23 protein-coding genes are annotated in these 26,964 nt (G+C 35.1%); 18 read left to right on the top strand and 5 right to left on the bottom strand.

Features of this window, described 5'->3' with window-relative positions:
• The first annotated feature begins 43 nt into the window (after window positions 1-43).
• Window positions 44-3,022: an ELWxxDGT repeat protein gene (locus tag HAV12_RS09140; RefSeq protein WP_171569370.1), complete on the top strand. Its 2,979-nt coding sequence runs from the start codon at window positions 44-46 to the stop codon at window positions 3,020-3,022.
• Between the two features lie 154 nt (window positions 3,023-3,176).
• Here HAV12_RS09140 and HAV12_RS09135 read toward each other — a convergent pair whose 3' ends face one another.
• Together HAV12_RS09135 and HAV12_RS09130 are read right to left on the bottom strand one after the other, a co-directional pair.
• Window positions 3,177-3,401 (bottom strand): hypothetical protein, encoded by a 225-nt coding sequence (locus HAV12_RS09135; RefSeq protein ID WP_171569369.1) that lies wholly within the window; start codon window positions 3,399-3,401, stop codon window positions 3,177-3,179.
• 412 nt (window positions 3,402-3,813) lie between these two features.
• Window positions 3,814-4,653 carry an AraC family transcriptional regulator gene (locus HAV12_RS09130; RefSeq protein ID WP_171569368.1) on the bottom strand — a complete coding sequence of 280 codons (840 nt, stop codon included), beginning with the start codon at window positions 4,651-4,653 and terminating at the stop codon, window positions 3,814-3,816.
• Between the two features lie 100 nt (window positions 4,654-4,753).
• Here HAV12_RS09130 and HAV12_RS09125 point away from each other — a divergent pair, with 100 nt between their 5' ends.
• Together HAV12_RS09125 and HAV12_RS09120 are read left to right on the top strand one after the other, a co-directional pair.
• Window positions 4,754-5,665, top strand: a complete 912-nt coding sequence (locus HAV12_RS09125) for a ketopantoate reductase family protein (protein WP_171569367.1) — start codon at window positions 4,754-4,756, stop codon at window positions 5,663-5,665.
• Window positions 5,666-5,994: 329 nt separating this feature from the next.
• On the top strand, window positions 5,995-6,420 hold the full coding sequence (locus HAV12_RS09120) for a response regulator (protein ID WP_132036984.1): 426 nt from the start codon (window positions 5,995-5,997) through the stop codon (window positions 6,418-6,420).
• Window positions 6,421-6,485: 65 nt separating this feature from the next.
• Here HAV12_RS09120 and HAV12_RS09115 read toward each other — a convergent pair whose 3' ends face one another.
• Window positions 6,486-6,881, bottom strand: coding sequence for a type II toxin-antitoxin system HicB family antitoxin (locus tag HAV12_RS09115; protein ID WP_132036983.1), 396 nt, complete (start codon window positions 6,879-6,881; stop codon window positions 6,486-6,488).
• 9 nt (window positions 6,882-6,890) lie between these two features.
• The gene (locus HAV12_RS09110; protein ID WP_132036982.1) at window positions 6,891-7,085 is read right to left on the bottom strand and encodes a type II toxin-antitoxin system HicA family toxin; all 195 of its coding nucleotides are present in this window, start codon (window positions 7,083-7,085) and stop codon (window positions 6,891-6,893) included.
• 415 nt (window positions 7,086-7,500) lie between these two features.
• On the opposite strand from HAV12_RS09110, the gene HAV12_RS09105 reads away from it, so the two are divergent.
• The 8 genes from HAV12_RS09105 (at window position 7,501) to HAV12_RS09070 (ending at window position 16,508) form a co-directional block, all read left to right on the top strand.
• Window positions 7,501-8,094, top strand: a complete 594-nt coding sequence (locus HAV12_RS09105) for a TetR/AcrR family transcriptional regulator (protein WP_171569366.1) — start codon at window positions 7,501-7,503, stop codon at window positions 8,092-8,094.
• Window positions 8,095-8,407: 313 nt separating this feature from the next.
• Window positions 8,408-9,556: an efflux RND transporter periplasmic adaptor subunit gene (locus HAV12_RS09100; RefSeq protein WP_370528492.1), complete on the top strand. Its 1,149-nt coding sequence runs from the start codon at window positions 8,408-8,410 to the stop codon at window positions 9,554-9,556.
• A gap of 11 nt (window positions 9,557-9,567) precedes the next feature.
• The gene (locus tag HAV12_RS09095; RefSeq protein WP_171569364.1) at window positions 9,568-12,732 is read left to right on the top strand and encodes an efflux RND transporter permease subunit; all 3,165 of its coding nucleotides are present in this window, start codon (window positions 9,568-9,570) and stop codon (window positions 12,730-12,732) included.
• A gap of 130 nt (window positions 12,733-12,862) precedes the next feature.
• Complete coding sequence (locus HAV12_RS09090) at window positions 12,863-14,281, top strand: TolC family protein (RefSeq protein WP_171569363.1); 1,419 nt, start codon at window positions 12,863-12,865, stop codon at window positions 14,279-14,281.
• A gap of 650 nt (window positions 14,282-14,931) precedes the next feature.
• Entirely contained in the window at window positions 14,932-15,312 is a 381-nt protein-coding gene (locus HAV12_RS09085; protein WP_171569362.1) for a DoxX family protein, read from the top strand.
• Between the two features lie 11 nt (window positions 15,313-15,323).
• Window positions 15,324-15,533 (top strand): hypothetical protein, encoded by a 210-nt coding sequence (locus HAV12_RS09080; RefSeq protein WP_171569361.1) that lies wholly within the window; start codon window positions 15,324-15,326, stop codon window positions 15,531-15,533.
• Window positions 15,534-15,603: 70 nt separating this feature from the next.
• The gene (locus tag HAV12_RS09075) at window positions 15,604-15,981 is read left to right on the top strand and encodes a glyoxalase/bleomycin resistance/extradiol dioxygenase family protein (protein ID WP_171569360.1); all 378 of its coding nucleotides are present in this window, start codon (window positions 15,604-15,606) and stop codon (window positions 15,979-15,981) included.
• Window positions 15,982-15,998: 17 nt separating this feature from the next.
• The gene (locus HAV12_RS09070; RefSeq protein WP_171569359.1) at window positions 15,999-16,508 is read left to right on the top strand and encodes a DinB family protein; all 510 of its coding nucleotides are present in this window, start codon (window positions 15,999-16,001) and stop codon (window positions 16,506-16,508) included.
• A gap of 240 nt (window positions 16,509-16,748) precedes the next feature.
• On the opposite strand, the gene HAV12_RS09065 is transcribed toward HAV12_RS09070, so the two are convergent.
• Window positions 16,749-16,910 carry a DUF1328 family protein gene (locus HAV12_RS09065; RefSeq protein ID WP_047777346.1) on the bottom strand — a complete coding sequence of 54 codons (162 nt, stop codon included), beginning with the start codon at window positions 16,908-16,910 and terminating at the stop codon, window positions 16,749-16,751.
• 390 nt (window positions 16,911-17,300) lie between these two features.
• Between HAV12_RS09065 and HAV12_RS09060 the strand changes: the two genes are divergently transcribed.
• The 7 genes from HAV12_RS09060 to HAV12_RS09030 all read left to right on the top strand — a co-directional run bounded on the left by HAV12_RS09060 (window position 17,301) and on the right by HAV12_RS09030 (window position 26,879).
• Complete coding sequence (locus HAV12_RS09060) at window positions 17,301-19,571, top strand: glycosyltransferase (RefSeq protein ID WP_171569358.1); 2,271 nt, start codon at window positions 17,301-17,303, stop codon at window positions 19,569-19,571.
• A gap of 278 nt (window positions 19,572-19,849) precedes the next feature.
• Window positions 19,850-20,608, top strand: a complete 759-nt coding sequence (locus tag HAV12_RS09055; protein ID WP_132036969.1) for an ABC transporter permease — start codon at window positions 19,850-19,852, stop codon at window positions 20,606-20,608.
• A gap of 2 nt (window positions 20,609-20,610) precedes the next feature.
• Window positions 20,611-21,390, top strand: a complete 780-nt coding sequence (locus HAV12_RS09050) for an ABC transporter ATP-binding protein (protein ID WP_171569357.1) — start codon at window positions 20,611-20,613, stop codon at window positions 21,388-21,390.
• A 23-nt stretch (window positions 21,391-21,413) separates the two neighbouring features.
• A complete protein-coding gene (locus HAV12_RS09045; protein ID WP_171569356.1) occupies window positions 21,414-22,241 on the top strand; it encodes an MlaD family protein in 828 nt (275 codons plus the stop codon).
• Between the two features lie 136 nt (window positions 22,242-22,377).
• Window positions 22,378-25,188 (top strand): AsmA family protein, encoded by a 2,811-nt coding sequence (locus tag HAV12_RS09040; RefSeq protein WP_171569355.1) that lies wholly within the window; start codon window positions 22,378-22,380, stop codon window positions 25,186-25,188.
• Between the two features lie 6 nt (window positions 25,189-25,194).
• Window positions 25,195-25,683, top strand: a complete 489-nt coding sequence (locus HAV12_RS09035; RefSeq protein ID WP_171569354.1) for a low affinity iron permease family protein — start codon at window positions 25,195-25,197, stop codon at window positions 25,681-25,683.
• Window positions 25,680-26,879, top strand: coding sequence for an FAD-binding oxidoreductase (locus tag HAV12_RS09030; protein WP_171569353.1), 1,200 nt, complete (start codon window positions 25,680-25,682; stop codon window positions 26,877-26,879). The genes HAV12_RS09035 and HAV12_RS09030 overlap by 4 nt, the downstream gene beginning before the upstream one ends.
• Window positions 26,880-26,964: the final 85 nt, after the last annotated feature.

Below are 26,964 nucleotides of genomic sequence, written 5' to 3'. Positions count from 1 at the left end.
ATTTGACCACAAAAAAAAAATTACTTAGTAAGCAAAAAAACACATGAAATATAACTTTACTCTTCTTTTTATAATCGCTATTTTTAATTTCTCGACTGCCCAAACAATAGATGCAAAATTACTCGAGATTAATTTTCATGAAGATGGTGCCCCCCAAAATCTTACTGCTTCTGAGTCTGGATTTTATTTTACAGCAACAGATGGAGATTTTGATAAATACGGCAGAGAATTATGGCATTCAGATGGTACAGTAAAAGGTACATCAATGGTTAAAGATATTAACCCTGGGGGAAATTCTTCTGCTCCAAATTCTTTAATTTGGCTTAATAATGTCCTATACTTTACCGCAAGTAATGGGGTTTTAGGTACTGAACTATGGAAAAGTGATGGAACAGAAGTCGGGACATTAATGATTAAGGATATAAGAACCAACAATAATGATTTTAATGGTCCATCAAATTTATTGGCTTTTAATGGTAAATTATATTTTACTGCAACCGATGGTATTAATGGAAGTGAATTATGGACAAGCGACGGAACTGAGTCCGGAACTTACATGCTCAAAAATATAAATCCTACTGGCGATAGTAATCCAGATGGATTATTTGTATTTAATAATAATTTATATTTTATCGCAAATGATGGTACAAATGGAGTTGAATTATGGAAAAGTGACGGAACACAATCCGGAACTGCAATGCTTAAAAATATCAATGCAAATTCTACAGCTTTATATGTTGGAAATCAATTCCTGATTATGAATAATAACTTCTATTTTTTCGCAAATGATGGAATAAAAGGTTACGAATTATGGAAGAGTGATGGAACAGAGTCCGGAACGCAAATCGTAAAAGACATAAGAGCAGGCAATAATTTCAGCCAATTGGTATTAAAAGGCGCTGTACTCAATAATATAATAATTTTTGAAGGTAATAACGGAATTAATGGCGCCGAAGTATGGAAAAGCGATGGAACAGAGTCGGGAACTTCAATGATTCGAGATATTAACAATACAAGTAGTAACAGTATAATGACTTACAATAGTAAATTCATAGAATTTAATAATGAAGTTTATTTTCTTGCCGACGATAATATCCATGGAGGTGAAATATGGAAAACCGACGGAACAGCAGCTGGTACAATTTTATTAAAAGATATTAATAATGGGAATTCGTCTGTATGGATAGAAAAATTTCATGTTGATAAAATAAATAACAAGCTTCTATTTTTTACGACCAACGATAATTCTTCTGAGAGAAAACTTTGGGCTAGTGATGGTACATTAGACGGCACATTACAAATATCAAATATTAAAGCCTATAATGGTTCAGGAGTAATAGAAAGCTTCCTTACTATTAAAAATCGTACCTTTTTAAGCGGCGAAAATGAAAGAAATGGAATGGAACTATGGAGCACAGATGGAACAGTTTCCGGAACATCTCTGTTTGCAGATGTAAATTATTCGAACGGAAGTAATCCTTCTAAGTTTGCAAATGCAAATGGCAATGTATTTTTTAGAGCAGGATCAACACCGTATGGTACACAATTGTTTAAAAGTGATGGTTCGATTGAAGGTACACAATTAATGAAAGATATTATAATCGATAATCTTTCTGATATAGTAATAAATGGCAATTTATTTTTTAGCGGAGCTAATAGTACAAATGGTTATGAATTATGGAAAAGTGATGGAACAGAAGTCGGTACTGTTATGGTGAAAGATATAAATCCCGGCAACAACAGCAGCATGCTGAATTATAACCAAACACAACTTTTTACTGTAATAAATAATATTCTATATTTTTATGCTGATGATGGTGTGAATGGTTTTGAATTATGGAGAAGTGATGGAACTGAATCAGGAACTTATATGATAAAAGACATAAAGCCTAATTCTGGAATTTACAATGATGGTAGTTACCCCAGATACTTTACTGTACTTAACAATATAATTTATTTTATTGCTGATGATAATTCCGGATCGGCATTATGGACTACAAACGGTACTGCATCGGGAACCGTTAAAATAATAAATTTAAATGATATAAGAGTCCTAAAAACAGTAAATAATAAATTGATTATTGTTGCAGAAACATCAGGAACAGGTTATGGACCACGTGATTTATGGGTCTCAGATGGAACTACAGCAGGCACAAAGCTTTTGAAAACTTTCGCAGATAGTTATGATAGTGATATTCATATTACCACTACTCTTAATAACGAGTTATATTTTGTTGCCAAGAGTCCGAATAGCCTCAGAACTGTATTTTATAAGACAGATGGGACAGTTGAAGGTACAGTGTTATTATTTGACGAAACAACTCATCCTACAATTCCAGATTTTACAATCAAAAATATTTTAACATGCGGAAATTATGTATATTTTTCAGTTCAGGACGAGCTTTCCAGAACCGATAAAGAATTATGGAGAACGAATGGTTCAATAACAGAAAAAATTGCAGAACAGGAGGCAAATGAATCTTCATCTATCAGAAATCTTACTTGTTACAATGATAATCTATTGTATTTAGCTGAAACGTTTCCCCACAAAATTTGGTTGGTCAATAATAATTTGACTAAACCTTTAGATATTAATATAAATGTTGTAAACGGTAAAAATTTTGACGGAGTTGATAATATAGAAGAATTAGCCGCAAGTAATAATAATTTATATTTCGCCGCACGAAATGATATTAGTGGAAGCGAACTTTACATCACAAAAATAAATACTTCTTCATTGGGAATTTCTGACTATAACAATTCTCAAAACAGTACTATAAAACAGGTAACCGTTTATCCCAATCCAGCAAATCAGTACGTAATTATTAAATCAGTTAATGATTTTGAAATCGTTAAATTTCAGTTATGCGATTCAACAGGAAAAAAGATTGATGAACAATTGAATAAAGAGGAAAAAAGAGAACTTAAATATGATGTAAGTAGACTACAAACTGGAATTTATTTCATCAAGGTAACACTTTCCAACGGAAAAATTAATGATTTAAAATTGGTTGTAAATTAACAATTCTAATAAATTGAACATTTGTATTTTATGAAGTCTGCTCTTTTGGCACTTACGTCACACACCTGAACACAAAATAATAGTATAACAAAAAAACCTCGACCTTTTCCAAGATCGAGGTTTCTCATTTTAAATAATAATAATAATACCAAACTTATTCCACCTCAAGATAAGGATTTAAAATTTCGGCTAATTCGTTCAGCCAGTAAAAGTTGTTTTCTATTCCGTTTTGGGGAGTTTCCTTTTCCCGCATCACACCTAAGGCCAGTGTATAATTTACCTGTCGGATTACCTTCGCCATATCCTCCGGGGCTATGGTGTGGTTGAAAAAATCAATTAATCTTGTTTCGGTTTCTTTTGAAAAAGTGTTTGTAGTCATATCTTCCATTTTTAGTGAATATAAAACCTGTTTCCAGGCAATTTTAATACGTTCTTAATGTGAAGATTTAAGAGCTGTAAACATAAGAAAAAACTTTCATATTTTAAAAGATTTTTCTTATGTTTTTTCTATTGTAATGTTACAAAAAAAGAAGCTATAAAAAAGTGAACCTAAAATCAATTTCAATTTTAATCCTATAATAGAAATCGTGACAAAATTATTTTTATTTCGAACTTGTCACAAAAATTGTTTCAAAATTTATGTTTCTTTTTTTTGAAACAGAAATTTTGAAACACAAATGGTTACAAATTTATTCATTTTGTATTTTGCAACAACTTTGAGCTGCCGTGTGAGCCTTCTGCTTGAATACATAGAATGGCAACACCATTATTTTAAGAAAGCCAGTAATATTTTACGCAGTACTACTTAATGCTTTTTTAAACTCAGAGGGAGAAATTCCGGTGCTTCGCATTATGAATTTATTAAAATGACTGCTGTCGATAAAACCCAGCTCGTTGCTGATTTCTGAGAAAGTCAGATTGCTTTTGCTTAATTTCTCTGTGACAACTTTAAGTTTTGTCTGCTCGATATAGTCTCTTAAAGTAATATTTAAATGGATTTTAAAATACTCCCCAATATAATTGACCGAAACATTAAAATGATTGGCGATTTCTTTTTTCCTTAACAAATGCGGATTGGCAATATTAGAGCGAATGTAACTCAAAATAGTATCTATCTTCAATACCTGAGTTGTTTGCAGGTTTAAGTTCCTTTCACTGATACTGGCATTTCTTCGAATGATTTGAATCAGGGACATCATTAAAGTCTTGATTATAATTTCGTTTTGTTCTTTTTGCTTTGCTATTTCATCCAGTATTTTTACAATAAGCAATTCGCAAAAGGCTTTATCGTCATCAAGGAAAACCAAATTCCCATTGGTTTGATTGTGATAGTAAAACAACTTTTCTATGTCTTCGATTTCTTTTTTATTCGAAAAAAAACCGGGCAGAAAACGCAAACAGTGAAATTTGGTAGGCTCCAGTGTCTTAAAAGAGTGATAATCTTTTGGGGTAAGCAAATAAATATCCTGCTTTTTATACTGATGCGGAATCGAATTTAAAATATGATTTCCCGTTCCGTATTCAATATACAATAATTCGAAAAAGTTATGCCTGTGAACTTCCTTTTTCCAGGTAAGTTCTTCTACCGAATAAATTTCGAAATCTTTGTATATAAAAAACGTGTCTTTCATAATCCTTAATTTTTACAAATATAACCTATATTTTTACATCAATTAATGATCGTGAACCTATTTACTTTGCATAATAATTAAAAACTCAAAATACTACAAAATGAACTCAGATACAATAAAAATAGGAATTATCGGAATTGGTGGAATCGGCGGATTTGTTGGCGCTCCGTTAGCAAAAAAGTACAAAGACAGTACGACCAAAATTATATTCATTTGTAGAGGGGATACTAAAAAAGCGATTCAAAACGAAGGTTTACTATTTGAATCTAAAGGTACTAAAGAAACTATATTTCCGGATTTAGTATCGGATAATCCAACCGAAATTGGAATTCTGGATGTGCTGATTCTTACTTGTAAGTCCTATTCTATAAGCAGTATATTAGCCACTTATAAAGATTGTATCAATGACGAAACAGTCATAATCACCTTGCAAAATGTAGTGAATGCCAGAGAAATAATCCGTGAGACTTTACCCAGGGCCGGAAAAATCATGGAAGGTTGTATTTATGTTGCTTCAAATGTTAAGAAGCCCGGACATATTCAGCATGTTGGGGGTCCCGGGAAAATTTTTATTGGAGGAAACGAAGACCAATCGGTACTTAATTTATTGGCAGCAGGTGGATTAGACATTACACATGTGGCTAACATCAACGAAATTTTATGGAAAAAATATTTGTTCGTAGCACCTGTTGCCGCAATCACTTCTGCCTATAAAGTCACTTTCGGGCAACTTCTGGAAGACTCAAATCTAATGGAGATTCTTGAAAATATAATGATTGAAATTCAGTCCCTTGCCAGTAAAAACAATATTAATTTGACAAACGAAGACATTAAAACTTCAAAAGAGTTACTGGCCAAGTTTCCATTCGAATCCAAATCATCTCTGCAATTGGATTTCGAAAACCAAAATCAAACCGAGAAACCATTTTTGGTAGATTATGTGATTGAAAAAGCTGCTCAATACGGAATTGAAACTCCATTTTATAACCGAATCAATAGCCTGCTGCTTTAGCTTGAAGCTATTTAAAAAACAGTGAAGTTTGAGGTCTGTTTTAAGTTTTTTCTACCATTTAAGTTATATAAGAAAATTTAAGTTTTTGGGCTGAAAACTTTGGTTTACCATAATTCACTTTAATTGCCTCCTGCTTTAGGTGGAGGGATTTTGTATTTGTAAGAATCCTGGCTTTAGCCGAATAGGCGTATTTGGCTAAAGCCTTTTTAGTTCCGGAGAATTCTAAAAATGCTTCCGGATCTCCTTTTTAAATTAAAAATGAAGTGTCTCCATAATTATAAAAGATTGCTTACCGGATTAAAATAAACTATCTTTACCAAAAACTCAAAATGAACAAGGGCGGCCCCATTATTATTATTGAAGACGATTTAGATGATCAGGAAATTTTAACTGATATATTTGAAGAGCTTAATTATAAAAATGAGATCATCTTTTTTACTGAGGGCGAAAAAGCTTTAGAGTACCTAACCTCTACAGAAATTGAGCCTTTCATTATCTTCTCTGATATCAATATGCCCAAGTTAAGTGGTATGGAATTACGTGCAAAAATTCATGAAAATGAAGATTTAAGACTGAAATCTATTCCGTATTTATTCTTTTCTACCAGTGCCGAACAAAAACATGTTATCGATGCTTATTCGAAATCAATTCAGGGCTTTTTTGTTAAACCTACAGCGTATAACGATATTAAAGAAACCATCAAAACAATTGTAAGTTATTGGGAAGCATGTGTGTCACCTAACTATGTTAAATAGATAACTATTGAACTACAATTATCTCTCATACCCTTCTTAATCTTATCACCAGATTTTTTAATCCTTTATAACTCTACCGCCAAAAGTTCTCTACCCAGATTGTGTAAAGCATTTTCTATTTTCAAACGTTGTTCTGCTCTTGGATTACGATGACCAGATGCATAATGTTGTATTTGCTTTTGATTTATTCCAGTAATTCTTTCAAGTGCCGAATTGCTAAATATTCCTTTATAATAGCTTAATAAACTAGCTGTATCAAATTTATAAACCAGCCCATACTCTTTTTCCAGAAAAGCTGGTTTACTAGCTGTATTTAAATCTTTTAAAGTTTCAATACAATCCAATATATCTTGTTTACATTCCTGCACCGTATCTCCTCCGCCAACAATTGCTTTTTCATTTTCTGCATATCCCCAAAAACCATCTTCGTTTCTTTCGATTATAATTCTAATTGTTTTCATACTTTTTCATTATTTACAAAAAATTAAAGTCCCATTTCTTTCCTCAGTTTTTGTTCTAGCCCCCTTTCCTATCTCTTTTGCTCCATGATTGGGAATTGCAACCTGCTTTCCCTGCTTTTTATAAATTTCATGACTTCCTTTACCTTGTCTTAAGAATACCCATCCATTTCGCACAGCTTCCCTAATAAATTCTCTTGACTTCATTTTACAATGGCTTTACAAAGATAGTAAAATTACTATCTTTAATTTTTTATTTGCAATGCTTTTTAATTTTAAAAGAATAAAGATAATATAAGAACTAATAAAAGTAAGAAAATATTTATGAAAAATAAGTAACTTGAATAGTTCCGATAGAAGTTGCATCTTTTTACAGATGAAATTATTATTATCCGCCACCGTAAAATGATTGTAGAAGGTAATTAATGGTCTCAAATTACAAAAATTAGCTTTTTCTTAAAAAAATAATTCTTCACAAAATCCTTTATAAATAAAGGCTTCCGCTAACTTTTTACATCAATCTATACTACAATAAGAAAATATTATAATGAAATTATATGATAATCAGAAAAACCACCATACATTTGCCTAACGGTGTTAAACAATTTAATACTTAATCCAAATGGCAAGTAAAGATCGTATTTTAAGACAAAAAGAAGAGACAAGAACTAATATTCTTGAGGCTGCTTACGCTATCGTCAAAGAAGAAGGATGGCAAGGTCTGAGTATGAGAAAGATTGCTGACAAGATTGAATATACCGCTCCTATTATCTATGAATACTTTTCGAATAAAGAAGCTATTTTAAATGAACTAACAGGAAAAGGTTTTATTAAGTTAGCAAAAGAACTGCAGGAAGCCCAGGACAGATTTGAAAAACCGGAAGAACAATTAGAAGCCATGTGGATGGCCTATTGGGATTTCGCCTTTACAGATACTGAAATGTATCAGGTTATGTTTGGCGTTCAAATGAACTGTTGTTCGCAACAATGTTCAGCTCAGGAAAGACCTTATAAATTATTTACTTCGGTTATTTCTGAAATAATGAAAGACAGCAATCCGACTGAAGAAATAATCAAACAAAAGTATTTTACTTTCTTTTCTGTTATTCACGGCTTAATCGCCATTAATATCATTAACAAAAGTGATATCATGGCCACCATCAATGCTCAAATCTTAAAAGATGCCATTAGTGGTATCATAAAATCAATACAATAAAAAAAATTTCATTTTTACTTAACAGTGATAAATGATTTAATAGGTAATTTAGCAACTCTTTTTTTACTACTTTACTTAACGACGTTAGAAAATTTAATAGAGTAATATAGAGGCTTTTTTTTCTGTGCTACTTAACAGTGATAAATAATTTAATACCAATTATGAAATAGATTTGGCAACCATGATTATAAACTTTTACACTTATTTACTTAACAACGTTAGAAAATTTAATAACCATAAGATGAATTCAGATAATACCCAAAATAAATATTTAAAAAACGAGAATGTCCAACAAATTAAAACCAATATTAAAATGAAAAATGTAATTATAACCAGCTTTATTCTGGCACTTGTGCTGATAAGTTGTGCTGATAAATCTCAGGCACCAGCTGCAGCACCGGCACCGCTTTTACCTGTTTCGGTAATCACAAGTGCTAACACGACGACTGATGCTGAATATCCAGCTTCTATACAAGGAACTGTAGATGTAGAGATCCGTCCACAGGTAAGTGGAAATTTAGATCGCGTTCTGGTAGACGAAGGAGCGTATGTTTCTAAAGGCCAGTCGCTTTTCAAAATAAACGAACGTCCTTTCCGTGAGCAGTTAAACAATGCTTTGGCGAGTCTTCACGCTTCTGAAGCGGCTTTGATCAACGCGCAATTAGAAGTAGACAAATTAACTCCGCTCGTACAAAACAAAGTAGTATCTGACTATCAGCTGAAAACGGCTAAAGCTTCCCAGAAAATTGCCGCTGCCAATATCGAGCAGGCAAAAGCAATGGTAGCATCAGCAAGAATCAATTTAGGCTATACCAATGTTACTGCTCCTGTAAGCGGTTATATCGGAAGATTACCAAAAAAACAAGGAAGCCTCGTTTCTGCAACAGATGTTGAAGCTTTAACAACACTTTCCGATGTACATGAAGTTTTTGCTTACTTCTCTTTAAGTGAAACTGATTTCATCAACTTTAAATCGCAATATGCCGGAAACAGCATTGGAGACAAAATCAAAAAATTACCTCCGGTTTCTTTAATATTAGCCGATAATAATGCCTATCCGCAAACCGGAAAAATTGATATGGTTGACGGTCAGTTTGATAAAACTACCGGAGCTATTACGTTAAGAGCCACTTTCCCAAATGCAAACGGAACTTTACGTTCAGGTAACACCGGTAAAATACGTTTAGGTCTTCAGCATGATGACGCTATTTTGGTTCCGCAATCGGCTACGATTGAAATGCAGGATAAAGTTTTTGTCTTTACTGTAGGAACTGACAATAAAGTAACCAAAATGCCAATTACTGTAATCGGTAAAAGCGGTACCAATTATCTTATTAAGGATGGTGTAAAATCGGGTGACCAAATTGTATTAAGCGGTATCGACAAACTTCAGGAAGGTCAGTTGATTCAGCCTGAGAAAGCTGCTACTGCCAAGGTTGCACAAATAACTAACAAAAAATAATTTTTACGAAAATGTTCAAAATATTTATACAAAGACCCGTACTGGCAACCGTTATCTCCATCTTGTTGGTGATCCTCGGAGTACTTGGACTTACAAAATTACCTTTACAACAGTTTCCTGATATTGCGCCGCCATCGGTTTTGGTAACGGCAGTTTATCCGGGAGCTAACGCAGAAACGGTTTTACGTTCTGTTGCCCCTTCTCTGGAAGAATCTATAAATGGTGTTGAGAACATGACTTACATGAGTTCAACAGCCAGTAATGACGGTACTTTAGCGATTACAGTTTTCTTTAAATTGGGTACAGATGCCGATCAGGCTGCTGTAAACGTTCAGAACAGGGTGGCACAGGCTACAAGTCAGCTGCCTTCAGAGGTGGTACAGCAAGGTGTAATCACAGCCAAACAACAAAACAGTTTTATTATGGCAATCGGTATGTATACCGAAGATGAAGCCAAATACGACCAGACTTTTGTTGCCAACTATGCACAAATCAATATTATCCCTGAAATCAAACGTATTCCGGGTGTAGGTTCGGCTGCGATTTTTGGTGGTACAAAAGATTACTCTATGCGTGTCTGGCTGAATCCAACACAAATGTCTACTCATAATGTTACGCCAAATGAAGTGATGGCCGCTATTCAGGACAAAAGTTTAGAGGCTGCTCCGGGTAAATTTGGAGAAAGAAGTAAAGAAGTTTTTGAATACGTTATTAAATACAAAGGAAAACTAACCAAACCCGAAGATTATCAAAACATCGCCATTCGTTCTAATGCAGATGGTTCTGTACTTCGATTGAAAGATGTGGCCAGAGTAGAACTTGGTGCTTATTCTTATAACAGTTTAACACGTCTTAATGGTAAAAAAGGAGTTGTAATTGGTATTATCCAGTTAGCGGGTTCGAACTCCAATGATATTCAGGTTGCGATCAACAAATTGATGGTTAAAGCCTCAAAAGATTTCCCTGCGGGAATAAAACACAATATTTTCTATAGTACAAAAGTTTCTTTAGACCAGTCTATTGAGCAGGTTGAACATACTTTGATTGAAGCTTTTATATTGGTATTTATTGTGGTATTTATTTTCCTTCAGGATTTTAGATCGACATTAATCCCGGCGATTGCTGTTCCCGTAGCAATTTTAGGAACGTTCTTTTTCATGCAGTTATTCGGATTCTCGATTAATCTTCTTACACTTTTCGCTTTAATCTTAGCGATTGGTATTGTGGTCGATGATGCGATTGTGGTCGTCGAGGCCGTGCATGCCAAAATGGAGCATAAACATCTGTCTCCAAAAGCAGCAACTCATGAAGCAATGCACGAAATTACGGGTGCTATTATCTCGATTACGCTGGTAATGGCTGCTGTATTCCTGCCGGTAGGTTTTATGGAAGGTTCAACCGGGGTTTTCTACCGCCAGTTTGCTTTCACAATGGCAATTGCAATTGTAATTTCAGCTGTAAATGCCCTTACTTTAAGCCCTGCCCTAGCCGCTTTATTCTTAAAAGATAATCATGCTGCACATGACGGAGAAACTCCATACGTTAAACAAGGGTTTAAAGAAAAATTCTTTGCTGGATTTAACAATAGTTTCAATGCTTTAACCAACCGTTATCTGGGTGGATTAAAATTCTTAATCCGTAACAAATGGGTGAGTTTAGGTGGTTTGGCTTTAATTACTTTCGCTACGGTTGTAATGGTTAAAACAACTCCTGCAGGATTTATTCCAACAGAAGATCAGGGATTTATTGCTATTGCGGTGAATACGCCTTCAGGAACATCATTGGATGGAACTCAAAAAGTAATGACGCAGGCAGAAAATACGTTAAGAGGTCTGGATGCTTCAAGATTTGTAACTGCAATATCCGGTTTCAACTTATTGACGAATTCTACCAGTCCCTCTTCAGCAGTTGTTTTCGTATTGCTTAAACCAAATGAAGAGCGTGGGGATATCAAAAATATCGACGAAATCATGAATCAGGTTCGTGGCAAATTAGGCGCGATTTCAGGAGGAAGTTTCTTCGTATTCAGTTTCCCAACTGTACCGGGTTTTAGTAATGTTGAAGCTTTAGATTTAGTATTACAGGACAAAACCGGTGGTAAACTGGATAAGTTTAGCGGCATCTCACAAACGTTCATTGGAGAATTAATGAAACGTCCGGAAATTGCCGTAGCCTTTACGAGTTTCAAAGCCGATTATCCACAATTGCAACTGGACATCAACGATGAGAAAGCCGATCAGTTAGGCGTAAAAGTCAAAGATATACTGCAGACGATGCAGGCTTATTTTGGTAGTGCACAGGCCTCCGACTTTAACCGATTTGGTAAATATTACCGAGTGGTGGTTCAGGCCGATATTGCCGACAGAGCAGATCCGTCCGCTATTGACCGTGTGTTTGTCAAAAACAAAAACGGAGAAATGGTTCCGATCAATACTTTGGTAAAACTAACCCGTATTTATGGTTCAGAAACCGCTTCGAGATACAACTTATTCAACTCTATTTCGATTAATGCGATTCCAAAACCGGGATTTAGTTCCGGAGATGCCATCAAAGCGATTGAAGAAGTTGCAGCACAGCAATTACCTGCAGGTTACAGTTATGAGTTTTCAGGACAAACCCGTGAGGAGATTTCTTCCGGAGGGCAATCGGCAACAATTTTCTTATTGTGTCTGATATTCATCTATTTCTTACTTGCTGCACAATATGAAAGTTACATTTTGCCACTGGCCGTAATCTTTTCAATACCTGCAGGTATATTTGGAGTATTCGTAGCGATTGGTTTAACAGGAATCGAAAATAACATTTATGTACAGGTTGCACTGGTAATGCTTATCGGACTGCTCGCCAAGAATGCGATTCTGATCGTCGAGTTCGCGGTACAAAAAAGAAAATCAGGTCAGGCACTGGTCAAAGCTTCCATCGATGCTGCCAAACTGCGTTTACGTCCGATTATCATGACGTCACTGGCTTTCGTTGTTGGATTGATTCCGATGATGAGTGCCAAAGGTCCATCGGCTCAGGGTAACCACTCTATTAGTATTGGTGCCGCCGGAGGAATGATTTCGGGAGTAATTCTGGGCTTGTTTATCATCCCTGTTTTATTCATCGTATTCCAATATTTACAAGAAAAAGTTACCGGAAAACCGGTAGCCGTAATTCATAACGAAGAAAAATAAAAATGGAAAATTATATAACGACAATACTGGTGACCATTATTACGGGCATCGTTTACATATCCTATAAAATTTCAAGAGATCTTGACACGAGAAAAGATACTTGTAAAGAAATTTAATGACAACCTATAAAATGAAAAAGTATATAACCAAAATCGTGATGGTCGCTATTCTGATCATCACATTCATATCCTGTAAAGTTTCTAAGGATATTGAAACTCCAAAAGATGCATTTCCTGAAAATTTCAGGAGTGCATCGGTTTCAAAAGATACGACAAGTATCGGGGATCTGGAGTGGAAAAATTTCTTTACAGAAAGTGACATTATTCAATTGATTGATAGTGCAGTGGCGAGAAATAATGATTTACAAATCGCTACGAAAAACATTGAAATCGCACAATACCGATTTACACAATCAAAATGGGGAAATATTCCTCAGATTAATTTAAATGTAACCGCAAGCACCAGTAATCCGTCTGACAATAGTTTTACGGGCATGAACCTGAATCAGGCTTTAGGTCAAAAACACATTGACGATTATTCTGCCGGAGCATCACTATCCTGGGAAGCTGATATCTGGGGTAAAATCCGTAATCAGAAAAAAGGCGCTTATGCCGGATATCTTCAATCTGCAGAAGTAAAAAAAGCATTGCAGACTACTATCGTAGCCAATGTTTCTAAAGGATATTACAATCTTTTAATGCTGGACGCACAATTGGAAATCGCTAAGAAAAATTTACAGTTAAACGACAGTACCACCAACATCATTAAATTAAAATACGATGCGGGTCAGGTTACTACACTGGCGATTCAACAATCTGAAGCACAGAAATTGGTTGCAGAACAATTGATTCCGCAATTGGAACAAAACATTGCTGTTCAGGAAAATGCTTTAAGTGTTTTAACAGGATCTTTTCCAAATTCAAAAACCAGAACGACCCGTTTAAGTGTCCTTGAAGTTAAAAACAACAATGCAATCGGAATTCCGTCTTCTTTAGTAAGCCGCAGACCGGATGTAAAAAGTGCCGAACTGGCCTTAAAAGTAGCCAATGCAAACGTCGGAATTACAAAAGCCGATTTGTATCCGTCGCTTAAAATTACTGCTCAGGGCGGCGTAAATTCATTCGAAACCAGTAGTTGGTTCAATATTCCTGCTTCCTTATTCGGAACTGTTGCAGGAGGTTTGACACAACCTTTACTGAATAATAAAAAGGTAAGAACACAATACAATATTGCAGTTGCCGAAAGAGAAAAAGCCGTTTTAAGCTTTAGACAGGCTGTTCTGGTAGCCATTAGTGAAGTAGCTGATGCTTTGGTAAAAGTGGAGAAATTAGAGCTTCAGAAATCTTTCCTTGAGCAGCGTGTAAAAACATTACAGCAAGCCATTAAAAATGCCAATTTGTTATTCAAAAACGGAATGGCAGAATATCTTGAAGTTATCACGGCGCAGTCTAATTTATTGCAAAGTGAGTTAGAACTGGCTAATTTGAAAAGAGAACAACTATCTGCCAATACCGAGTTATATCGCGCATTGGGCGGAGGTTGGAGATAATACCCGTTTTTTAATTATTTATTTGAGTGACGCTGCAGGATTTCGATTCTGCAGCGTTTTTTTTTGCTGTTGGAAGGGTACGCGGATGACGCAGATTTTTACGGATTTTTTTATTGTGATTTTTAATCACAATCTTATCATCCTGAGGAACAAAGGATCACACTAGAAACTGTACAATCAAATCAAGTTTGTCATCCTGACCGAAGTCGAAGGAGCGTTGGTTACTCACGTTGCGGGTCTTCGACTTCGCTCAGACTGACAATCGAAGCTTCAGTTAAATACGTTTTTTCAGCACAATCTTGTCATCCTGAGGAACGAAGGATCACACTAGAAACTCTACAATCAAAATCAAGTATGTCATCCTGAGCGAAGTCGAAGGAGCGTTGGTTACTCACTTTGCGGGTCTTCGACTTCGCTCAGACTTACATTGATTTAGAAAAGAATAAAGATATTTTACTCAAATTTATACTTTTAAAATAAATACCAAGTTCCAAATTCCAACTCTGAACGTTTGCATCTTTGAAACTCTGAACCTCAAAAAAAAAATCTGTCTCAAATGACCCTAAAATAGTCAGAAATACGTATTCCTTCAAAAAATAAGATCACTACATTTGTAATACATTAACTAGCAACTATTTAAAAACAAACCAATGAAAAAAGCGAAAATTATTTTCTGGATTACCACTATTATTATTTTTCTATTTGAAGGCGTTATGCCGGCCCTCACTTCCCAGTCCGAATTGGCAAAAGAAGGCATTAAACATTTAGGTTATCCTGAATATTTCGGTAATGCTTTGGTAGTTTTTAAAGTATTGGGCGTTTTGGCACTGGTTATTCCACAAGTTCCGAAAAGAATCAAAGAATGGGCTTACGCAGGCTTTACTTTTGACTTTTTATTCGCTTCTATAAGCCATTTTGCAGTGGACGGATTCGGATTTCAGTCCTTTTTCCCACTAATCATTTTGGTGATCCTGCTGATTTCTTATTTCTATTATCATAAAATTGAGCGACATAAAAATATCGCGTTATAAACTTCAAGATAATGATCGAAATTTTTAAAACAAATGTTCAGGAAACAGAGCAGTCAAAAATGATTGTGATGACGCTTCTTGAACATTTCCCTGACAGTGTCATTAATTTTGACCTTGAAGATTGTGATAAGATTTTGAGAATTCATGCGGTATCAATTTCAAACCAAACAATAATAGCCCTTGTTAACTCCTACGGATATCACTGTGAAGTATTATCATAACAGCCGTAAGTACACTTTAAAATATTCATTTTGCAGCGTTAATTGTTACTAATCGTTAAATATTATAACTATGAAAATACCTGCCGGACATCAGACCATAATGCCTTATTTAATTTTAGAAGGCGCATTACAATTTATAGATTTTACCCAAAATGTTTTTAATGCCGAAACATCCGGTCAGCAATCACTTCGCGACGACGGAACTGTAATGCATGCTGAAATACGTATTGACGGGAGCACCATCATGGTTACAGATGAATCTAAAGACTGGAAAAAACAAACTGCAAACTTATTTGTTTACGTACCCGATGCCGATGCAACTTTCGAAAAAGCAGTTCAGGCCGGTGCTACAGTTCTTATGCCGCCAGATGACCGGGATTATGGCAGAGCCTGTGGTGTAACAGATCCTTTTGGTAATGTCTGGTGGATTACAGCTGTAAAAAAATAATTTCTAAATCAGAAAAAATGAAAACGGAACTTCAAAAGAATGTAATCGAAACATTTAAAGACCTAAACCACAAACTCGCTTCCTTTTCTGAAACAGAACTAAATACCGTTCCGTTTGAAGGAAGCTGGACTGCCGGACAAGTTATACAGCATTTGATTATGGGATGTTCGGGTTTTCCGAAAATGTGCGCCGGCAAAACCGAAAAAAAGTCCGGAAAGCCTGATGAAAAAGTAAAAGACATAGAAGCTCTTTTCTTTAATTACGATATAAAAATGAAATCCCCGGAAGCTATAATTCCATCAAATATAACGTACAACAAAAATTCATTAGCATTATCCCTTTTAAAAATTGAAAAGGAATTATTAAATGTTTCCGAAACCTGTGATTTAACCTTAACCTGCCTCGATTTCGAAATTCCCGGCTTCGGCAAATTCACCATTTACGAATGGGTTAGTTTTGCACTCATCCACATCCGGAGACATCTGAGTCAGTTGCAGACGATTGGTAAAGTTGTGACAGAAAAGTAAAGCAGTCACAGTGACAGTCTCAGTCTCAGGGGTGGTCGAAAAAGCAGTGGCAGTCTCAGTCGCGGTCGCACATTCTCACATTTTCATATTCTCACATTTTTACATTCTCTCATTATCTCATTCTCTCATTATCTCATTATCACATTCTCTCATTCTCTCATTCTCTCATTTTCACAATAAAAAAAACGTCGTAAGTAATACACTTGCGACGCTTTTAATTTATAAGTTAATGAATGATCACTACACTTTTGTTCTTCCGCTTATTAATGAGATAACGAATAACACTAAAAATATGAAGAATAAAACTTTTGCAATACTAGCTGCTCCGGCGGCAATTCCACCAAAACCAAATATTCCGGCTATTATAGCAAGAATAATAAAAATGACTGTCCAACGTAACATAATATTTGATTTTTTTAGTTTATAAAATGACTTATAAGGTCTGATTTGTTATTTCAAATTTCTTTTTAAAAAACAGCTTCTTTTAACTCAATCCATTTTTTTTTTAGCGCAATCAAGTACATAACACAATAATGCTGAAAATTCAGCAGAACTATCAGAATTTCACTTTTTGTCTTACAGAATTCCCACGTAAATGCTTTAGAGTTAATTTTTTAGCGGATTGGATTAATCGTGGCCTTATGTTAGTTCTAATTTTAAACATTATAAAAATAAACACTCAAAAAGATGAAATTGGCTACAAAAAATAGCAGTCCTTTTAGAAAAAGATGACAAACCAACAATTGAATCTGTGTCCTTACTAAATATTAAACGAATTAAAAAATAATCGCCATGAAAGCACTATCAAGTAAATTAAAAATAGTTTTTCTATCTACTTTCCCACCAACGCAATGTGGAATAGCTACTTATACGCAGGATACAATCAAAGGAATTACCGATGTTTATGGTAAATCTGTCACTTGTGAAATTTGTGAACTGGTCGATAAACCAAAAGCAAAACCAACACAGGCCTTTACCTTAAATACAAAAAACAGAGAAGATTATACACGCGTTGCGGAAGAAATGAATGCGGATGAAAGTATTAAACTCGTTCATATTCAACATGAATTTGGTTTGTTTTCAGGAAACTACGGCGATTATTTATTAGATTTCTTAAATGTGATCAAAAAACCCGTAACGTTTACCTTTCATACTGTACTTCCCGGTCCTAATAACGAATTAAGAACATTTGTAAAATTATTGCTGAATTACAGTAATTCTGTATTTGTAATGACAAACAGATCCGAAGAAATATTGATTAATGATTATGATATTCCAAAAGAATTTATCACCACTATTTCTCACGGAACACACGTTGTTGTTTACGAGGCACCGGAAACAGCGAAAGCAAAATTAGGATTTGAAGACCGAACTGTTTTATCTACTTTTGGACTTTTAGGAGAAGGAAAAAATATAGAAACCGGTTTGAGAGCTTTAGGTAAAATTGTAGAAAACACACCAAATGCACTTTATTTAATTATTGGAAGAACACATCCAAACTTAATTATTGACGGCGTTGATACGTACCGTGAAAAACTTGAAGGTATTGTCAATGAATTGGACTTACATGATAATGTTCGTTTTATCAACCAATATCTTGAAACAGATCAGCTTTTAGAATATTTACAGGCAACAGATATTTATATGTTTACCTCAAAAGATCCGAATCAGGCTGTAAGCGGCACTTTTTCTTACGCCATGAGTTGTGCCTGCCCGATTGTAGCATCCAAAATTCCGCATACAAAAGAAGTGCTAACAGAAGATTCAGGAATTTTAGTTGATATTGGAGATGAAAATCAGTTTGCCGAAGCTGCCATTAAACTACTTAATGATGAAAATCTAAGAGAAGAAATGGGGAAAAACGCTTTCAGAAAAACAAGAGCTTCTTCCTGGGAAAATGTTGGGATTACGCATATGAATACTTACAAAAAGCTGATGGATAAAACGTATGAAATCAAATATAGCTATCCTTCCATTCAGTTGGCCCACGTTAAAAAAATGACTACTGAACTTGGTATCATTCAGTTTAGCAAAATTTCTATTCCCGATATTTCTTCCGGTTATACGCTGGATGACAATGCGAGAGCCCTGGTTGCGATTTGTATGCATTATAAACTAACACAAGACAAAGATGATTTGCCTTATATTTTGATTTATTTAGATTTCATTGAACGTTGCCAGAAACCAAAAGGTAATTTCATGAATTATGTAGATCAGCACAATCGGGAACATATTGAGCAAAATGAAGAAGTTAATTTAGAAGATTCTAATGCACGTGGCATCTGGGCTTTAGGAACTGTTGTTTCTCTTGGCAGCCTGTTGCCGGAATCTATCACTAAAAAAGCGGCAAAATGTTTATTGAACTCTTTAAAATGGGCAGAAAGTATTCAGTCGCCACGCTCCATTGGTTTTGCAACAAAAGGTTTGTATTTGTATCACAATACTGTTCCTAATTTATATGTAGCTGCAATTATCAATAAACTGAATGCCAAATTATTGTCTAATTATGAGATTTCTTCAACGAAAGACTGGAAATGGTTCGAAAATTATATGACTTACGGAAACGGAATTTTACCGGAGTCTATGTTGTACGCTTATTTGGTAACCAATAAACCTATCTATAAAAAAGTAGCTTTAGAATCGTTGGATTTCTTAATTTCGAAAACTTATAAAGGCGATAATTTCAAAGTAATTTCAAACAACGGCTGGTACCACAAAGATTCAGAGCCTCAGGAATATGGCGAACAGCCAATTGATGTTTCGTACATGATTCAAACACTGAACTCTTTTTACAGCGCCTTTAAAAATCCAGAATACAAACAAAAGATGAAAATTGCCTTTAACTGGTTTTTAGGGAAAAATCACCTCAATCAAATTATGTATAATCCGATTAGCGGAGGAGGATATGACGGTCTGGAAAAAGAAAATGTAAACCTGAATCAGGGATCAGAATCTACGGTTTGTTATCTAACGGCAAGATTAATTATGGAAAATCTAAAGTTATCAGAAAGCAAGGTGATTCCGCTAATGAAAGCTAAAACCGGAGTTGCTATTAATCAATAATTTAACCACTTACTATATATTTCAAAAAATTAAATTTTCTACTACTACTTTAAAAATCCCTTTATCGCAAAGGGATTTTTTGTTTTTCAGAATTTTTGAAGCAACGTTAGCTTGCTAAAATTATTGTACTGTTATGTAAATTATATAAACATCATAAAAAGTTGTGTAAGAATTTTTGTTAACTAATAGGGTAATTTTATTCAGAAATAACAAAGGAAAATTCAGATATGTTAAAATATTGATTTTCAAAAATTTAAACTAACTAAAACAGTAGTATTTTGATTCTCACTTTAAAAAATACATTCGAAGAGATTGGTAATGCAACCTTGTTTGCAAAGCAGTTTTTTAAGGAAGTTTTTGTACCTCCTTATGAGGCAAAACAATTCGTGAAGCAATGCTATATTATAGGATATAAATCATTGCCGCTTGTCGCTATAACGGGTTTTATTATGGGATTGGTTCTTACACTGCAATCAAGACCAACTTTGGTAAAATTCGGAGCCGAATCCTGGTTACCGGGAATGGTGGCACTTTCTTTAATTCGTGAAATTGCTCCCGTAATTACCGCTTTGATTTGTGCCGGAAAAATATCGTCAGGAATTGGTGCTGAATTAGGTTCTATGAAAGTAACAGAGCAAATTGATGCTATGGAAGTTTCGGCTATTAATCCGTACAATTATCTGGTAGTAACGCGCATCTTAGCCTGTACCTTAATGGTTCCGATATTGGTGTTTTTTGCTGATGCAGTCGGAATTGTCGGCGGATATATTGGTATTAATATTCACGGGGATGTCAATTTTTATCGTTATCTGACACAAATTCTCCAATCATTAGAGTTTCTGGATTTATTTCCGGCCACAATAAAGACTTTTTTCTTTGGCTTTTTTATCGGAATGATTGGATGTTACAAAGGATTTAATGCTTCTAATGGAACTGAAAGTGTTGGAAAAGCGGCAAACTCTGCTGTTGTAACCGCCTCTTTAGCCATTTTTATAATTGATATGGTAGCCGTTCAAATAACCGACTTATTTTTTTAAAGATGATTAAAGAAGAAAAAAATATACAGAAAGAACCGAAAGCAAAAAGTAAAACTCCCATAATCGAGATTAAAAATCTGCACAAAACATTTGGCAAAAATAATACGATTTTAAAAGGAGTCAATCTTACTGTAAATCAAGGGGAAGACCTGGTGATTCTAGGCCGTTCCGGTTCGGGAAAATCAGTAACCATAAAATGCATCGTAGGCTTAATTGAACCTGACAAAGGCGAAATAAAAGTATTCGATGAAAATGTGCTGAACCTTAGTAAAAAAGACCTGAATGAAATCAGGGTAAGAATTGGTTTTTTATTTCAAAGTGGTGCTTTGTACGATTCGATGTCAGTTCGCGAAAATTTGGCTTTTACACTGAGAAAACACAAAAGGGATTTAACACCGGAAGAAGTAGAAGCCGAAGTGCTGGAAGCACTGGATAATGTAGGGTTAAGTGACGCGATAGATAAGATGCCTTCCGAATTATCTGGCGGAATGCAAAAAAGAATTGGTCTGGCCAGAACTTTAATTCTTAAACCTGAAATTATTTTATACGACGAGCCAACAACCGGTTTAGATACGATCACATCGAGAGAAATCAGTGAGTTGATCTTAGAAATAAAACACAAACGCAAAACAACATCAATCATTATTACACACGATATGGCCTGTGCCAAACTTACTGCAGACCGTATTATGGTTTTAAAAGACGGTGTAATACATGCTGAAGGAACTTACGAAGAACTAGAAAAAAGTGAAGACGAGTGGGTACGCTCTTTTTTTGAATAAACTTAAAAATAAAATTAGAAATCATGGATAAGCAATCTGGATATACTTGGAAATTAGGAATGTTTGTAACAGTTGGATTGTTGCTTTTTATAATGGCAATTTACTTCATCGGAAAACAAAAAAATCTATTTGGATCGACCTTTCATATCACCTCACAATTTAAAACGGTCAGCGGTTTAGAAGTGGGAAATAATGTCCGTTTTTCAGGAATTAATATCGGAACAGTCGAAGAAATCAGGCTGATAAACGATTCCTCTGTTGTGGTTTCGATGGTTATAAAAGATGATGTTCGCGAATTCATTAAAACGGATGCCCGTGCCAGTATTGGTTCTGATGGTTTAATGGGCGATAAAGTCCTGACTATTTCTCCGGGAGTGAAATCTACTAAAGTAATTGAAAATAACGGTGCAATTGCTTCTCTTAACGGAATTGAGATGCAGGATTTAATGAAAAGCGTTAAGAAAAGTGTTGACAATGCTGCCGTCATAACCGATGAACTGGCGATTTTCAGCCACAGTATGAATAACGGAAACGGAGCCCTGGCCCGATTGGTCCGAGATGATAAAATGGCCAGCAGCGTTTCTAATACACTCTCTAATCTGGAAAGCGGAACCAAAGGTTTTAGTCAAAATATGGAAGCTGCTAAAAGTAATTTCCTGCTGAGAGGATATTATAAGAAAAAAGAAAAGCAAAAAGAGAAAAAACAGGAAGAAATAAAAGAGAAAAAAGAAGAACAACAGGAAAAAGCTGAAAAAGAAAAAGAGAAAAAGGAGAAAGAGCAAAAAGAAAAAGAAGAAAAACAAAAAGAGGAAGACGCTAAAAAAGCCGAGGCCGAAAAAGAGAAAAAATAAATGGTTGTGAAATGTTATCTGTAAAATGTGAAATGTATCAAAACGCTGCTTTTTTCTTTATTCAAAATTAAAATCTTCGCCTTTATGTGTTGAGTAATACTTCAATTCAGAATATGAATTTTTAAATCTATTGTACATGCCATTTTCATTCCAACATACCGCTCTTAAATTTTTAAAAATAACAGGAATAATAACAGCAGCAATCCTGCTGTTATTATTCCTGATTCCGCTTTTATTTCCCGGAAAAGTCGCTTCTGAAGTAAAGAAAATTGCCAATGAACGCCTGGATACTAAACTTGATTTTACGAAATCAAGACTTTCTTTTTTTACACATTTCCCTTCTTTAACCGTTTCCTTAGATGATTTATCGATGACAGGTTCTGCTCCTTTTGGCAATGATACTTTGATAAAAGCCGAGCAGGTTGCTTTTGGAATCAACCTCAAAAGACTGATTTTCGACAATGAAGTTAAAATCAACAAATTATATATTTCCAAAGCCTTAATAAATGTAATGGTCAACCAAAAAGGACAGGCCAATTATAACATTTATATCGCTCCCGAAGATAAAAAAAATCAAAAGGAAGATGCCGAAGAAGGAACTGCGCTCAGACTGGAACGAATTGACCTTGAAGACTGTCACGTAAAATACAACGATCGCTCTGCTAAAATTCTGATAGATGCCAAAGGCTTCAATTATGTTGGAAAAGGAAATTTAAGTGAAGATATTTTTGATTTAAATACAGATGCAAAAATTGACAGCGTTGATTTCTATTACAACAGAACCGCTTACCTCAGAAAGAAAGAAGTCCGTGCCGATTTAATTACCCGAATCAATACACATGCGCTTTCATTTATTCTTCAGAAAAACGAATTAAAAATCAATAAACTGCCTCTGAAATTTACCGGTTTATTAACCATTTTAAGAGATGGGTATAAAATCAATATCAAAGCGGCATCAGAGAAAACAACCTTAAAAGATCTATTTTCCGTAATGCCTCCGGAATATTTAACCTGGATGAACGAAACCGAAATCTCCGGGAACAGTGATTTGCTTTTTACGTTTAAAGGAGATTATAATGTCGCCAAAAAACTAAAACCGGATCTTGCTTTTAACCTTAAAATTGAAAAAGGCGCCATCAATTATCAAAACGCCCCTGCTCCACTGACAGATTTTCAAATGAACCTCAATGCCATTATGCCTTCGCTTGATATTGAAAAACTGCTCATTAATTTAAATACCCTTAAATTTAAAGTTGGTGAAAAAGATTATTTCACAGCGTACCTGCACAGCAAAGGTTTTACTGAAATGGATGTCAATGCCAGTGTAAAAGGGGCGCTGGATCTCGCAACAGTTGATGCTGCTTTGGGTTTGACTTCACTTGAATTAAAAGGAATCTTAAAAACGAATCTTCAGGCAAGAGGAACTTTCAGTACCACGAAAAAATTATTTCCTAAAACGATTGGTGGAATCTCACTGCGAAACGGCTGGCTCAAAACAGAATCTTATCCAAATCCAATTACCGATATTACTTTGGTAGCCAATGTACTCAACAAAGCCGGAACATTTAAGGATTTGATTGTTTCTGTGGCACCTGCCTCTTTTGCTTTTGAAGGAAATCCTGTGTATATAAATGCGACACTTTCCGACTTTAGTGATTTGGCTTATAATGCAAAAGTCAAGGGAGAATTGAATGTAGGACGTATTTACAAAGTCTTTTCCCGAAAAGGTGTTGATATAACCGGTTATGCAAAAGCCGACCTTTCCCTGAAAGGAAAACAAAGTTATGCAACCAACGGACAATATGACAAATTAGACAATAAAGGAACCATCATCCTTAAAAACATAAAAGCGACATCTGAACTTTTTCCAAAAGCCTTTTTTATCAAACAGGGCAATTTTCGTTTTCAAAATGAGAAGATGTGGTTTGAAAAATTTGATGCTTCTTATGGAAAATCAGATTTTGCCATTAACGGATATCTCCTCAATACCATTAATTACTTCCTGGAATCAAACGGAACGCTGAGCGGGGATTTTAATATGAAATCAAAACTGATCAATGTTGATGAGTTTATGGCACTTGAAAAAGGAGAAAACAAGGACCGGAATATTGAAGTGGATTATGCCAAAGAAGACCATCCGAAAATGAGCGGCGTGGTCATTATTCCTAAAAATTTAAATGTCGGACTGAAAACAAACGTGGATAAAATAGAATACAATGGTTTGGTTTTCAACAAACTTGCGGGAAAAGTGGGGATCACAAAAGGTAATTTTTACTTAGAAAAAACCACTTTCAACATTATTGACTGTCTTTTGGGTGTTGATGCCAACTACAAAGATGAATCACCGACCTCTGCCCATTTTGACGCTCATTTTACAGCCAAAGATTTCAGTGTACAAAGGGCTTACAAAGAAATTCCAATGTTTCATAATATGGTTAGTGCTGCCGAAAAAGCGCAGGGAATCATTTCTGTAGATTATACCATTAAAGGTGATCTGAACGGAAATATGGGGCCAATCTATGAATCTATGGAAGGTGGCGGAATATTAAATTTACGGGATGTACAGGTAAAAGGCATGAAATTATTTGACGGAATAAGTTCTCAGACAGGACAGAAAGGTTTAAATAATCCGGATATGAAAGGCATCGAAATTGTCTCCACTATTGATAACAACCTGATTCATATTGAGCCCTTTACTTTTACGGTAGCAGGTTTTAAACCCACTATAAAAGGAACGACCAGTTTTGACGGCTTATTGGATTTACGAATGCGTTTAGGTCTTCCGCTGTTTGGTCTTATCGGGTTCCCAATTGTGATTACAGGCACACATGATGATCCGAAAATTAAGATTTTCAGTAAGACAGGACAAAAGATAAACGACGCTGTCTATGACGAAAAAAACAATAAAGTGATTAAGGAAGAAAAAGTCAGCAAACGTAAACGTTAAATTGAAATGAAAAAGAAAAAACAGAATACTACCGGTGCATTCGAAAAATTCGCTACACAAGTTTCTAAGGCAGCAGGAAGTACAACTGCTTTTATAAGTGCTTTTTTAATTGTTGTCGTCTGGGCTGCTTCAGGCCCCATTTTCAAGTACTCTGAAACCTGGCAGCTGGTAATCAATACCGGAACGACAATTATTACTTTTCTAATGGTCTTTTTAATTCAGAAAGCACAGAATAAAGATTCGCTGGCTATTCAATTGAAATTAAATGAATTAGTTGCTTCAAATGAATATTCAAGCAATACTCTGGTTGATATTGAAAGTATGACTGAAGAAGAGATGATTATCGTACAAAAATATTACCACAGACTTAGTGAGCTTGCCAAAAAAGACGAAAGTGTAAGAACATCGCATTCTATTGCTGAAGCAGATGAGCAACATGAACGGAAAGATAAAAACAGGACAAAAACACGTACCAAAAACATCACAAAAAAATGAAGCTACGTTCAACAGAAACCTTCTGGCCATTAAAGTATGCCATGGAAGTAAGTTATCCGTCAATAGATTCAGATTTAGAGACAGAGATCCTAATTATCGGCGCAGGAATTACCGGAGCACTGACCGCCTATAAACTCATAAACGAAGGAAAAAAAGTAATTATGGTGGATCGCCGTGATATTTGCAACGGGAGTACCGCCGCAAGTACCGCATTACTTCAGTATGAAATAGACATATCTTTACATGAATTAATAAAAATCAGAGGATTACAATGTGCTGTTGACAGTTACAGAAATGGAAAAAAAGCCATTTTTGACCTGCGGAATATAATCGATACCATAAAAAGCGACTGTCAGTTTGAATTCAAAAAAAGCATTTATTTCTGTTCCTTAAAAAAAGATCTTCCTTTCCTGAAGGCCGAATTTAAATCCAGAAAAGAAAATGGTTTCGATGTAAGCTGGCTGGAAAAGTGGGATCTTGAAAAATTAGGACTCAATGCCCTTGCTGCCATAGAATCTAAAACAGCAGCTGTTATGGATCCGTATCAACTGGCTCAGGATCTAATACAGTATTGTGAGAAAAAAGGAATGCAAATTCTGGACCGCACCAATATTACATCTACTCAGGACCATAAAGGAAAAATTATTGCATACACAGATACCAAATTTAAAGTGACCACCGATCATGTCATACACTGCAGCGGTTATGAAAGTACCGAAACACTCACAGAGAAAGTTGTTGACCTGAAAAGCACGTTTGTAATTACTTCCGAGAGTCTTCCGGATTTACCTAAAGCTTTTAAAAATGCGGTCTTTTGGGACACCTCTTCTCCGTATTTATATTTCCGCGGAACGCAGGACAACCGAATCATTGCGGGAGGCGGTGACGAAGAATTTAAGGATCCTAAAAAGCGTGATAAACTATTGCCAAAAAAAGAACAATTTCTATTGAAAAAATTCCAAAGAAAATTCCCAAATATCGACTTCAAAATTGATTATTCCTGGGCAGGTACCTTTGGTGAAACCAAGGATGGCTTGCCCTATTTAGGAAAACCGGATCCAAATAAAAACGAACATTACGTTTTAGGCTTCGGAGGAAACGGAATCACCTTCAGTGTCATTGGAATGAATTCGATTTTATGTTCGATCGAAAGTAAAAAACATGTTGATTTAGAGTATTACAGATTTCATCGCTGAGGTCTTTTTTAAGGTTCTAAGGTTCTGAGTTCCTAAGAAGCTAAGTTTTTTCTCTTAGAAACTTAGCAACTCAGAACATTAGCAA

This window comes from Flavobacterium sp. CLA17, assembly GCF_013112255.2.
GTDB lineage: Bacteria > Bacteroidota > Bacteroidia > Flavobacteriales > Flavobacteriaceae > Flavobacterium > Flavobacterium circumlabens.
This window is presented reverse-complemented; position numbering and strand designations above follow the sequence as displayed.